Below are 12,123 nucleotides of genomic sequence, written 5' to 3' on the forward strand. Positions count from 1 at the left end.
GGGCAAAATGGCGAGGTCGAGCGAGACGTCCCGAGAGGAACGAGGCCGCAGCATGACCGACCGCACTGCGCGGAGCGTCGCCACGCGACGGCGTTTCGTGGAGGTGGCGCTGCAGCTGTTCCAGGAGAAGGGCTACGCGCAGACCTCGATGGCGCAGATCGCGCACGCCGCCGGAGGCAGCCGGGCCAACCTCTACCTGTACTTCAACACCAAGTCCCAGCTGGTCATGACCAGGATGCGGGAGTTGGAGCCGGAGGTGGAGGAGCTCTACACCGCGCTGGACGCGCTGCCGGATCACTCGCCCGAGACGATGCGGGGCTGGGTCGACCGGGCGCGGCAGATGTGGTTCCGCTACGCGGCCGAGTTCAACGCGATCGCCCAGGCGATGGGCGACGAACCGGACATCCTGGACGAGTGGCTGGGTCTGATCCATCGGATGTGCCGGGCGCAGGTCGCGCTCTACCGGGATTGCTCCGAGGAGGAGCGGTTGGACCGGGAGGCGCACATGGTGACGCTCATGATGAGCCTCGAGCGCAACTTCTACTTCCTCTACATACGCCGCCGCGGCGATCACGAGGATCGAGTCCTGACCGCGCTGGCCGCGCAGTGGGCGCGCCTTTTCGGCGAATGAGCCGTCGCTGGAACGGAATTCGGCGCCACGCCGGTCGGGCCATGCGCGAGCAGCTTCCCGCGCATGGCCCGAATGCGTTCACCGGTCGAGCACGATCCGCGCGCACCCGTCGGCGGCGCGCGAGACGCAGATCATCATGGTCTCGTCGGCCTCCTGCTCGGAGGGCGTGAGGATCGAATCCCGGTGGTCGGCGCGGCCGGAGACGATCCGGGTCTCGCACGTGCCGCAGGTGCCGGTCTTGCACGAGGAGATCGCGGGCAGTCCGGACCGTTCGAGCGCGTCCAGGATCGTCTCCTCGGCGCCGACGTCGACGACCGTCCCGGACTCGGCCAGCTCGACCTGGAACGGTGAATCCGGTTCGGTGCGCTCCACCGCCTTCGGGGCGAACCGCTCCAGGCGCAGGGAGTCCTTCGGCCAGCCGCTCATGGCCTCCTCGACGGCGCGCAGCAGCGGTTCGGGGCCGCAGGCGTAGACCAGGCAGTCGTCCCGGGACGTGCCGAGCAGTCCGGGCACGTCGATCAGCCCGCACTCGTCCTGCGGCACCAGCGTCATCCGGCGGTCGTGGGCGGCCAGTTCGTCGAGGAACGCCATCGACGCGCGGCTGCGCCCGCCGTAGACCAGCTCCCACTCGATCCCGGCCCGCTCGGCTTCGGCGATCATCGGCAGGATCGGGGTGATGCCGATGCCGCCGGCGACGAACACGTACCGCGATGCCGGCGTCAGCCGGAAGTTGTTGCGCGGCCACGACACCGTGACCGCCGAGCCCGGTAGCAGCGTGTCGTGCACGGCCGCCGAACCGCCGCGGCCGTCGGGTTCCCGCAGCACTCCGATGCGGTACGTGGTGCGCTGGTCGGCGTCGGAGGCCAGCGAGTACTGGCGCACCAGCGGCTCCTCCGCTCCCGGGAGGTGCACGTCGATGTGCGCTCCGGCCTTCCAGCGCGGCAGCTCACCGCCGTCCGGGTGTCCCAGCGTCAGGGCGATGACGCCGTCCGAGACCTCCGCGCGTTCGAGCACCTCGAGGTTGAGGGTGCGCACGGTGCGTTCCTTGGACCGCTGGACGTCGGCGGTGTCCCAGCTGACCTGCAGGCTTCGCCGGATCGGGACCAGTGCGGTCGGCCGGAAGTCGAGCTCGACGGGCTCGTCGGGTCGCAGCGACGGCAGGCGCTGGAACAGCGCCTTGAGCCCGGTGGGCCCCTGCACCCTGGCGAGCGGGTTGCCCAAGCAGGTGTGCCGCCCGGTGGAGAAGGCCAGGTGATCGGTTGGGTCTGGCCGGTGGATGTCGAACTCGAACGGCCGGTCGTGGTGCGCAGGATCGGTGTTCGCACTGCTCAAGGCGACGTGGATCATCTCGCCCGCGGCGATGCGCACCCCGCCGATCTCGACGTCGGCGGTGGCGCGGCGGGAGGTGAACGTCGACGACGGCCGGCGGCGCACCGTCTCCTCGAACACCCGCTGCCACAGCTCGGGTTCGGCGATCGCCTCCTGCAGGGTCTCGGGGGAGCGGGCCAGGAACAGGATCGCGTTGGCCATGGCCTGGGCCGTGGTGTCGGTGCCCGCGGCGGCCAGTTCGGCGACGTGCAGGCCGATGCGGGCGGTGTCCAGCGCCCAGGAACCGTCGGCGTCGCGGGCCGAGGCCAGCACCGAGATGAGGTCGTCGGCCTCCGACCCGCGCCGGGCCTCGATGATCTCCCTCAGCTCGAGGTTGGCGGCCACGAACCGGTCCCAGATCTCCAGCCTGGCGTCCTCGGTGATGTCGGCGTGGGCGCTGGAGAGCACGGAGAACAGGTCGTCGCGCACCTGGCGCAGCATCTGCTCCTGGTCGTAGCCGAGGTCGAGCAGGGCCATGATCGTCTGCGTGGTCAGCTCGAGGCAGTAGTCCTCGACGATGTTGCCGGAACCGCTGTTCTCGAACCGGTCGATGATGCGGTGGGCGCGGGCCTCGATCTCGGGCTGGAGTCGTTCCATGCGCTCCTTGAGGAAGCCGCGCTGGGCGATCTTGCGGGTCTCGGTGTGCCGCGGCGGGTCCTGCCCGACGATCATGCTGGAGATCAGCTCCGGCGGGTACGTGTCGTGGTACTTCTCCGGAACCCGCGCCGCCGTGTTGGCCTCCGAGGAGAACGCCTTCCAGTCGCCGAGGACGCGCAGCGCGTCCTCGCGCCGGGTGACCACCCAGCCGTGCAGCGGCTCGTAGAAGAACACCGGGGCGTCCTCGCGGGCCGCGGCCAGGTGCAGCGCGGGGTCGCGGTAGTACGCCTCGGACATGACGTCGAAACCGCGGGTGACCGGGCAGCCTCCGGTCGCGTCGTGCTGAGTGGTCATCGACACCTCACCTGGAGCGGACCGCGGACGCGGCGATCGAGGACAGCTTCTGGAAGCGCGCGACGTTGTCGCCCTCGTCCATCACGCCGGAGGACAGGAAGCAGAACGAGACGTCCGAGACGGGGTCGACCCACAGCAGCGAGGACCCGGCGCCGTAGCAACCGAAGGTGCGCGGGGACACGAAAGGCCCGAAGAAGCGGGCGTGCGAACCGGTTCCGGCCAGTGCCATGCCGAGCCCCATGTTGCCGGGCGGCAGGTCCCACCTGCGCGCGTGGGCGACCATGCCGTAGAGGTCGTTGATGTCGTCGCCGGTCTGGTTGGTGGTGGCGAAGTCCAGCACCGACTCGCCGATGATCTGCTCGCCGTCGTCGGTGCGGCCCCGGTTGCGCAGCACCTCGGTGAAGGCGAAGACGTCGTCGATCGTGGAAACGGCGCCGACCCAGGGCATTTCGGCGTCGGTACGGTCGATGACGTCGTTGAGGCATTCGATGTCGTCGGGTTCGAGCCAGGAATCGGTGGCCGCGACCACCTTGAGCGGAACGGCGCGGTCCCGCCACTCCGGCGGGAGCCCGAAGCGGGTGTGCGTCATGCCGATCGGGTGGAAGACCTGCTCGTGCACGAGTTCGCGGAACGACGCGGCACCGTGGGCGCGGCGGACCATCTCGCCCAGCAGCGCGTGGTTGATGGCGGGGGAGTAGTGCAGGTGGGTGCCCGGCTCGTGCACCACGTCGACGGTGCCGAGGGCGTCGACGACGTCGGCGAGCACCGCGAACCTCTCCGGGCCCAGGCCGGGGTTCGGCGTGGCGGGCATGCCGGCGCGGTGGGTGAGCAGGTGCGCGACGTTGATCCGGTCCTTGCGCGCGGCCCGGAACGGTTCGGGCCCGAAGAACTCGGGGATGAGGTCGACGACGCGGGTGGAGAGCATGAGCTTTCCCTCGCTGAGGGCTCGGAACACCAGCGCGTTGGTGAAGCCCTTGGACATCGACAGGACGCGGTAGACGTCGTCGGTCGCGGTCGGTCGGCCGGTGTCCGCATCGGACACCCCGTAGGCGCCGCGCAGCGCGATCTCGCCGTGCCGGGCGACGATGATGGTGGCGCCGTGGTAGTCGCCGCGCGCGATGTCGCCGCGGATGGACTCGTCCAGGACTTCGAGGAATCGACGTTCCAGGCCGGGGACGTCGGTGATGGTCACCTGGGGGTCGTGGTTCTCGGGCACTGTTCTTCCGTTCGTGCTGCGGGGCAGGGGTGGTCGGGCAGGCGCGCTCACGCCATGAGCGCGCCGCCGGAGGGCGAGAGCGTCTGGCCGGTGAAGTGCTTGCCGGCGTCGGAGGCCAGGAACAGGACGGTGCGGCCGACCTCGTCGGGTTCTGCGACGCGCTTGAGCGGCTGCAGCGCCAGCAGCGCCTGGACGTGGTCGTCGCCGGAGGCGCTGAGCATCGCGGTGTTCACCCCGGCCGGGGCCAGGGCGTTGACGCGGATGTCGAACGGCGCCAGTTCGGCGGCCACCGCCTTGGTCAGCCCGACGATCGCGGCCTTGGACGCCGGGTAGTAGGCGGGCATGGGCAGGCCGATGAGCCCCGCCACCGAGGCGAAGTTGACGATCGAACCGCCGCCGGCCTTCTTCAGCAGCTCCACGGCGGCGCGGATCGTGTAGAAGGTGCCGTTGAGGTTGATGGCGACCACGCGGTCGAAGTCCGCATCGGTGATCCCGTTCAGGAACTCGGGGTGGAACGTCTCGCCGGTCTTGGCCGCGTTGACCATCCGGTCGTTGATGCCGTCCACCCATGCCTGCTGCTCCCCGCCGGGGGTGGACACCCCTGCGGCGTTGACCAGGACGTCGAGCTTGCCGTGGTCGGCCTCGAGCCGGCCGAAGACCTCGTTGATCGCTGCCGAGTCGGACACGTCCAGCGCGAAGCCGCGGGCGCGGGGGAGCTGGGCGAACTCCTCGTCCAGCGCTTCCCGGCGCAGATCGATGCCGTAGACCGTCGCGCCGGCGTCGGTCAGGGCCTTGGCCGTGGCCAGTCCCATTCCCGAAGCGGCTCCCGTGACGACTGCGATGGCGCCATCCACTCTCATCCGGTTCTCCCTGTCGTGACGAGGCAGCTCTGCCGGTGCGCTGCCTCACTGCCGGTGGCTTCGGGCCAGCATCGCAAAGACTTGGACAACCTGTCTAGATTCGCGCGCCGAAAAGTTGGACGGGGTGTCCATGTGAGTTTTCCCGTGGGAGGGAAGGCGTATTGGGGCGGGCGGGGCTGCCTGTGCTGGGCCGCTGCGCACTTGGTGGAACCGCGTATTCTGCAGACCAGAACCGAACTCGGAGGGCTGATGGCCGCGGAGATGAAACAACCCCCGGCGTACGCCATCGCCAGCGTTGATCACGCGTTGCGGCTGGCGACGATCCTGCAGCTCGAAGGCGGTCTGAGCGTCGCCGACGCGGCCGAGCGCCTGGGTGTCGCGCGATCGACCGCCCACCGCCTGCTCGCGATGCTCGTCTACCGGGACTTCGCCGCGCAGGACGACACCAAGGTCTACCGCGCGGGACCTGTCCTGGAGCTCGCCTCGCACTCGCGCTCGACGGCCTCCCGGCTGCGGCAGGCCGCCCTGCCCCATCTGCACAGGCTCGTGGACGAGCTGGGGGAGTCGGTCAACCTGACGGTGCGCACCGGGACCACCACCCGGTTCATCGCCTGCGCGGAGTGCCGGCAGGCGCTGCGGGTGGGCTCCCGCGAGGGCATGGTCTTCCCCGCCCACCAGACCACCGCGGGCCTGCTGCTGCTCGCCGAGCTCACCGACGAAGAGCTCGACTCCACCTACGCCGGAGCGGACCAGGCCGAGGTGCCCGACGTGGACCGGCTGCGCCGGGAGCTGGCGAAGGTCCGGCGCAACGGATTCGCGCTCAACCAAGGGCGTTCGGAGCGCGGGGTCGTCGCCATCGGCGTGCCCGTCCGATCCCCGGAGGGCGCTGCGATCGCGGGCCTGTCGGTGTCGATGCCCAGCGTGCGGTACGACCGGGGGCGGCTGCGCCCGATCATCACGATCCTCTCCTCGGCCGCGAGCGTGTTGGAGAAGGACCTGCATCGGGAATGACCACCTCCGGTTCCGCGGCCAGCGGCACGGCTCGCGGAACCGGGGCGAATTCTTCACAGCAGAACTACCTGTTCCTCAGCCCGGGGCCGTCGCAGGGTGGACGCGCTACCCGGTGGTCCGGGCGGAGCTCAGCGGGCGATCCAAGAACGGCCCGCGGATGCGAAGAGGAGTTCAGACCAGTGCAGTTCTACCTTGACGGTTACAAGCCCGGCGATCCGTTCGTGGACGAGCCCCACCCGTCCGTCGCGGAACGGACGTCCGGGCTGCGGGACACGGCCGACGTGGTGATCATCGGCTGCGGCCCGGCCGGCCTGGTGCTGGCGGCCCAGCTCGCCCAGTTCCCGGAGCTGCGCACGGTGATCGTCGACCGGCGGGACGGAGCGCTGGAAGTCGGCCAGGCCGATGGTGTCGCCTGCCGCACGGTGGAGATGTTCGAGGCGTTCGGACTGGCCGACCGGCTCATCCACGAGGGCTACCAGGTCAACGAGGTGAGCTTCTGGCGGCCGGACCCCGAGGGCAGCGGTGCGATCGTGCGCGCCGGGCGCGTCGACGACGTGGAGGAGGGCATCTCCGAGATGCCGCACATGATCGTCAACCAGGCGCGGATGCTGGCCCACCTGCGCGACCACATGCGCCGCTCGGCCAGCCGAGCCGAGCCGTTCTACGGCTTGCACGCCACCGACGTCCAGCTCGGCACCGACGGCGAGCACCCGGTCGCGGTCACGCTCCAGCACGTCGAGAACTTCGAGCCCACGGGCGAGACCTCGACGATCCGCGCCAAGTACGTGGTGGGCTGCGACGGTTCGCGCAGCGGTACCCGGGAAGCCATCGGCCGCAAGCTGGAGGGCGATGCGACCAACAGCTCGTGGGGCGTGCTGGACGTCCTGGCCGTCACCGATTTCCCCGACATCCGGTTGAAGTCGGCCATCCACTCCGAGCAGGGCAGCATCCTGATCATCCCGCGCGAGGGCGGCTACCTGGTGCGGCTCTACATCGAGCTCGACAACGACCGCGACGCCGAGATGCTGCGCGATCGCAGCGCGACGCCGGAGAAGCTCGCCGCGGTCGCCAACCGGATCCTGCACCCCTACAGCATCGACGTGAAGCACGTGGGCTGGTGGGCGGTCTACGAGATCGGCCAGCGCCTCTGCGACCGCTTCGACGACGCCGACGAGTCCGGCGCGCGTGAGCCGAGGGTGTTCATCGCCGGCGACGCCTGCCACACCCACAGCGCGAAGGCCGGTCAGGGCATGAACGTTTCCATGGCCGACGCCTGGAACCTCGGGTGGAAGCTGGGCGCGGTGCTGCGCGGGACGGCGCGACCTGAGCTGCTGCGCACCTACTCCGAGGAACGGCAAGCGGTCGCCCAGCGGCTCATCGACTTCGACCGCGAGTTCGCCGCCCTGTTCAGCGCCCGATCGGACGGTGACGAGGGTGGCGCGGATCCGGAGCGGTTCCAGCACTACTTCCGCGAGCAGGGCCGGTTCACCGCTGGGGTCGCCGTGCGCTATCAACCCTCCCTGCTCACCGCGGCATCACCGCACCAGGAACTGGCGGACGGGTTCCCGCTGGGAATGCGGTTCCACTCGGCGCCGGTGATCCGGCTGGCCGACGCGAAGCCGGTGCACCTCGGGCACGCGGCCCGGGCCGACGGCGCCTGGCGGCTCTACGCCTTCGCCGATCGCGCTCACCCCGGCAGCGCCGACTCCCGGCTGCGGGATCTGGGCCGGTTCCTGGCCTCCGAGAGTTCGCCGATCGCCCGGTTCACCCCGCCCGGCGCCGACCCCGACTCGGTGATCGACGTCCGGGCGGTGCTGCAGCAGGGACATCGCGACGTCACCGTGGAGGACCTGCCGCCGGTCCTCCTGCCGCGCAAGGGACCGTTCGCGCTCGTCGACTACGAGAAGGTCTTCTGCCCCGACCCGGCCGCCGACATCTTCGACCTGCGCGGTCTGGACAGGGACCGCGGAGCGCTCGTGGTCGTCCGGCCGGACCAGTACGTCGCCCACGTCCTGCCGCTCGACGCCCACGACGAGCTCGTCGACTTCCTCCGCGGAGTCCTCGTCGAGGCCGGGACGTCCACGGCCCCGTCGGGCGGGAGCTAGGGCGGCGCTCGCCGCAGCGGTGGCGGGTCGGGTTGGTGCGGTGGGACCGTGGCGTCATCGCACACCTCGGGGGGCCAACCGTGCATCTCGATCCCGAACTGGCGGCAGCCGTGCCGGCGTTGCCTGACCTGCACATCCACGACCTCGACGGCGCTCGGGCGCGGATGGCGGAGCTCGCCGCGAACGCGGCGCAGGAGGTGCCCGACGAGGTCACCGCGGCCGAACACGAGGTTCCGGGCGGCGAAGGTGTGCCGGTGCGCGTCTTCCGCCCCGCCGCTGCGCCCGCTGCGCTGCCCGCCGTGCTCCTGCTGCACGGGGGCGGGTTCGTGATGGGAGGCGTGGATTCCCTCACCGCGCAGGCGGTCGACCTGTGCGCGCACCTGCCCGCGGTCGTCGTCGCCGTCGACTACCGCTTGGCGCCCGAGCACCCGTACCCGGCGGCGTTGCGGGACTGCGACGCCGCGCTCGGCTGGACCGCCTCGGAGTCCGAGTCGCTCGGCGTGGACCCCGCACGCATCGCCGTGCACGGCATGAGCGCGGGTGGCGGGCTCGCCGCCGCACTGACGCTGCTGGTCCGGGACCGGGGCGGACCGCCGGTGCGCTTCCAGGTGCTCGACGCCCCGGAGGTCGACGATCGCGTCGAGACGTTCTCGGCGCGCACGTTCGATGCGACGCCGCTGTGGAACCACGCCGACGCGGTGCTGAGCTGGGGGCACTACCTGCGCGGGTGGATCGGGGACGTTCCCGCGTACGCGGCTCCGGCCCGCGCGGACGACCTGTCCGGGCTGCCCGCCGCGTACGTGTCGGTGTACGAGACCGATCCGCTGCGCGACGAGGGCTTGGCCTACGCCTCCGGCCTGCTGCGCGCGGGCGTGTCGGTCGAACTGCACCTCTTCCCCGGCACGTTCCACCGCTCGGCGGTGCTCACCGGCGCAGCGGTGTCCCAACGCCAAACCACCGAAACCCGCGGCGCCCTCCGCCGAGCCCTGCACCCGGCGACCTGACCAGCGACGAGGTCGCGACACTGGATAGCACCCTCACCTCGTTGAATCCGGAAAGGTGATCCACCTGCTTGAGGGGTGAGACGGGTACTGGCGGGTGCGAGATCGGTGTCGAGCACGTGCAAATCGGACGTTGAGCGTTCAACCCTCTCGGTGTGATGCTGCTCTTTTCGGGTGGTGTGGCGCAATTCAAGCGAATTTGATCTGCTTGTTTGATACGGGCTTCGGCATTTTGGGAAATGAGTGAAAAACAAGGTTGGGCGCGCTTGGGGAATCGGGCATTTTGGGATTTGGGTCGACTGTGGTCCTTGGTAGAGTCGCGATCTCGCAACTGGTCCATCTCCCCAGCTTTAATGCTTGGCCGCTTGATAATCGATGCCTGCGGCCCAAGATCGAATTGTTGAGGGGGTGAGAAAATGAAGAAGAAGACGGTGCACAACTCCCCGCACGCGATCGGCGGCGGCACCACAGGCGTGCGGATCTCCAAGTAGCGGAAAGGTGGGGCGGCTGGGGGATGCGCGCATGCCTCGTCGCTCCACCCCGCTTTTGCCGATTCGGAGGTTTGATCGAGTGGACGTGACGTTGGTCAACATGCCGTGGGCGTCGGTCGCGTACCCGTCACTGGCATGTGGAATCCTCAAAGCGGCTGCCGAACGCGGCGGGGATCATCGGGTCGCCGTGGTGGATGCGAACCTCGACTTCTTCGATTGGATGCACGGCGAGTTCGGCGCCGGCCTGCGTGAATACGACTTCTTCAGTCTTGACAGCTACTTCCAGGGCTGTGGCGACTGGATCTTCACCTCTGCGCTTTATGACGATCGGTCCTGGCGCGTCGAGGAATTTTACGCGGCGCATCGCGGAGACATCGACGAGGCATTGCTCCGGCTGTGCGTGCAACTGCACGAGCTCGTGCCGGACTGGATCTCGATGTATGCCAAGAAGCTGGCGGAGTCAGCCGGCGCGCTGGTTGGCCTCACCACGACGTTCCAGCAAAATGCGGCCTCGCTTGCCCTGGCTCGTGAGTTGAAACGCATCGATCCTGCGTTGCGGACGGTGCTGGGTGGGGCGAACTGCGAGGGGCCGCAGGGGGCGGCCTGGCATCGGAACTTCGAGTTCGTCGACTTCGTGGTCCGCGGGGAAGGCGAGGCTGTGTTCCCCGCGCTGCTCGACGGGCTCGCTTCCGGGGGTGGCTTGCAGGAGATCCCCGGGTTGTGCTGGCGCCACAAGTCGGAGGCTAGCGCGAACGCGCCGAGCGCCGCCCCGTTGCCGCCGGGGAGCATAGTGTCGCCCGACTTCGGTAACTACTTCGAGCGGCACGCTTCCTGTTCTGCATCCACCGAGGTGGAGCCCAAGTTGGTCGTCGAGGGATCCCGCGGTTGTTGGTGGGGAGAAAAGCACCACTGCACGTTCTGCGGTCTCAACGGGGCCTTCATGGAGTTTCGAAGCAAGAGTCCCCAACGGTTCCGCGATGAGTTGCTCGAGCTCGCGGCTCAGCATCAGGTGCTCGATGTGTACCTCGTGGACAACATCCTCGACATGAGCTACCTCAACACGGTCCTGCCGGAATTCGTCGAATCCGGATGCGACCTGCGGATTCAATGCGAGGTCAAGTCGAACCTCCGATTCGATCAGATGCGCCTGCTCGTGGACGCCGGAGTCGTCCAGGTGCAGCCCGGCATCGAGAATCTCAGCACTCGAGTCCTTAGGATCATGGACAAGGGGGTGAGCGGCTGCCAGAACGTGCGTTTTCTCCGGGATGCTAGCTCGTTGGGCCTCACCGTGATGTGGAACTACCTGTACGGGTTTCCTGGCGAGTTGGAGTCGGACTACATCCCAATGATCGATCAAATGGCCGCGTTGCATCATCTTCCGCCGATGGACGGTGCTGACCGCATCGCGCTGGAGCGCTTCAGCCCGTATTTCGATCGCTTAGAGCTGGGCTTTTCGGAGCGCAGCCCTGATCCCCAGTACGCCCGCAACTACGATCTGCCATCTGAAGAACTGGCCGATATCGCCTATCTGTTCACCAGCGAGCCCGCAGGCATCGGGGCCGATACCGAGAAGCGGTTGTTGGATGCTGCGGCTGCCTGGCGGGCTGCGCATCGGGGAAGCGACCTGGAATTGGTACGGATGGATTCCGAGACCGTGATCGTGGATGATCGCCCCGGGTTCGGCCAGCGCGAACACGTGCTTGCCGGCAACGATGTGGCTTTGTTCGAGATGCTCGATCGTCCGAGGGGGTTGTCAACACTCCAGAAGCGCTTCGGCTCGGGAATCCAGGACACGTTGATGTCCTGGCAGGCAGCCGGGCTGGTCTTCACCGATGGAGGCCACTACGTGCACGTCGTCCCCGAAGCCAACAATCAGCGGCAGTTGAGGGTCGGGTGACGACGTGGAGATCGAAGCCTACTTGCATCATCGAGGCCGCCTCGCCCAGGAACCTGTGGTGTGCGAACGAGTTTCAACCACGGCGCCCGCGCAGGCGGAGGTGCTGTTCAGGGCCGGCATCCGTCGAGTCGTGTTCATGGAACCGCTCTGCCTGACCGACGACTCGGCGCGCCCACCTCTCGATCTGATTCGCGAACTGGAGGCTTGGGGCGTGCTGGTCGACTGGACGGCTGCGGAGATACCAGCCGAGTGGAAGTCGTTCGCGCATCTACCTCCACCTGCGGGAACGGGCGCGGAGCTGGAGGAGTGGTCCACCGCGTTCCACCCCGGGAAATGTGTTCTCCGGCAGGGGCCTGGGTTCATCCAGGTCCGTGACCGTCGATCCGGCGTGCTCGACTGCTACACGATCGATGAGCCTTTCCTGCAAGGGGTCGCGCATCAACTCGCCGCGGGATTGAGCCCGAACGAGTGTGACCCCGATGCGGTCGCCCTCTTCATCGAACACGACCTGGTAGTCCGGGCCGGAGAACTCGCGTGGTGGGCCCCGGCGCGCCTTCGCCGTTGGCCGGTACCGGCAATGGCTATGTGAGCG

Annotated in this window: 9 protein-coding genes; 6 read left to right on the forward strand and 3 right to left on the reverse strand. The window is 68.6% G+C overall.

The genetic code is table 11. The features are described 5' to 3' along the window. The first annotated feature begins 52 nt into the window (after positions 1–52). Positions 53–631 (forward strand): TetR/AcrR family transcriptional regulator, encoded by a 579-nt coding sequence (locus E1202_RS28005; protein WP_132686332.1) that lies wholly within the window; start codon positions 53–55, stop codon positions 629–631. A gap of 78 nt (positions 632–709) precedes the next feature. On the opposite strand, the gene E1202_RS28010 is transcribed toward E1202_RS28005, so the two are convergent. The 3 genes from E1202_RS28010 to E1202_RS28020 are packed head-to-tail and all read right to left on the reverse strand — an operon-like array spanning position 710 to position 5,026. Beyond that, complete coding sequence (locus tag E1202_RS28010) at positions 710–2,950, reverse strand: cytochrome P450 (RefSeq protein WP_132686333.1); 2,241 nt, start codon at positions 2,948–2,950, stop codon at positions 710–712. Positions 2,951–2,957: 7 nt separating this feature from the next. Beyond that, positions 2,958–4,166 carry a serine hydrolase domain-containing protein gene (locus E1202_RS28015; protein ID WP_132686334.1) on the reverse strand — a complete coding sequence of 403 codons (1,209 nt, stop codon included), beginning with the start codon at positions 4,164–4,166 and terminating at the stop codon, positions 2,958–2,960. 47 nt (positions 4,167–4,213) lie between these two features. After that, positions 4,214–5,026, reverse strand: a complete 813-nt coding sequence (locus E1202_RS28020) for an SDR family NAD(P)-dependent oxidoreductase (RefSeq protein WP_132686335.1) — start codon at positions 5,024–5,026, stop codon at positions 4,214–4,216. Between the two features lie 249 nt (positions 5,027–5,275). On the opposite strand from E1202_RS28020, the gene E1202_RS28025 reads away from it, so the two are divergent. The 5 genes from E1202_RS28025 to E1202_RS28045 all read left to right on the forward strand — a co-directional run bounded on the left by E1202_RS28025 (position 5,276) and on the right by E1202_RS28045 (position 12,120). Next, a complete protein-coding gene (locus tag E1202_RS28025) occupies positions 5,276–6,037 on the forward strand; it encodes an IclR family transcriptional regulator (RefSeq protein WP_132686336.1) in 762 nt (253 codons plus the stop codon). 179 nt (positions 6,038–6,216) lie between these two features. Further along, positions 6,217–8,142: an FAD-dependent monooxygenase gene (locus E1202_RS28030; RefSeq protein WP_132686337.1), complete on the forward strand. Its 1,926-nt coding sequence runs from the start codon at positions 6,217–6,219 to the stop codon at positions 8,140–8,142. A gap of 80 nt (positions 8,143–8,222) precedes the next feature. Next, positions 8,223–9,146, forward strand: a complete 924-nt coding sequence (locus E1202_RS28035) for an alpha/beta hydrolase (protein WP_132686338.1) — start codon at positions 8,223–8,225, stop codon at positions 9,144–9,146. Positions 9,147–9,713: 567 nt separating this feature from the next. Further along, on the forward strand, positions 9,714–11,531 hold the full coding sequence (locus E1202_RS28040) for a RiPP maturation radical SAM C-methyltransferase (RefSeq protein WP_132686339.1): 1,818 nt from the start codon (positions 9,714–9,716) through the stop codon (positions 11,529–11,531). Positions 11,532–11,535: 4 nt separating this feature from the next. Continuing rightward, complete coding sequence (locus E1202_RS28045) at positions 11,536–12,120, forward strand: DUF5825 family protein (RefSeq protein ID WP_132686340.1); 585 nt, start codon at positions 11,536–11,538, stop codon at positions 12,118–12,120. The last annotated feature ends 3 nt before the right edge of the window (positions 12,121–12,123 follow it).

Origin of the sequence: Saccharopolyspora karakumensis (assembly GCF_004349225.1) — a bacterium.
Lineage (GTDB): Bacteria > Actinomycetota > Actinomycetes > Mycobacteriales > Pseudonocardiaceae > Saccharopolyspora > Saccharopolyspora endophytica.

Bases quoted from the DNA above. Each gene is read 5' to 3' on its own strand.
- E1202_RS28010 (WP_132686333.1), bottom strand. From the start codon at position 2,950: ATGACCACTCAGCACGACGCGACCGGAGGCTGCCCGGTCACCCGCGGT.
- E1202_RS28025 (WP_132686336.1), top strand. From the start codon at position 5,276: ATGGCCGCGGAGATGAAACAACCCCCGGCGTACGCCATCGCCAGCGTT.
- E1202_RS28020 (WP_132686335.1), bottom strand. From the start codon at position 5,026: ATGAGAGTGGATGGCGCCATCGCAGTCGTCACGGGAGCCGCTTCGGGA.
- E1202_RS28005 (WP_132686332.1), top strand. From the start codon at position 53: ATGACCGACCGCACTGCGCGGAGCGTCGCCACGCGACGGCGTTTCGTG.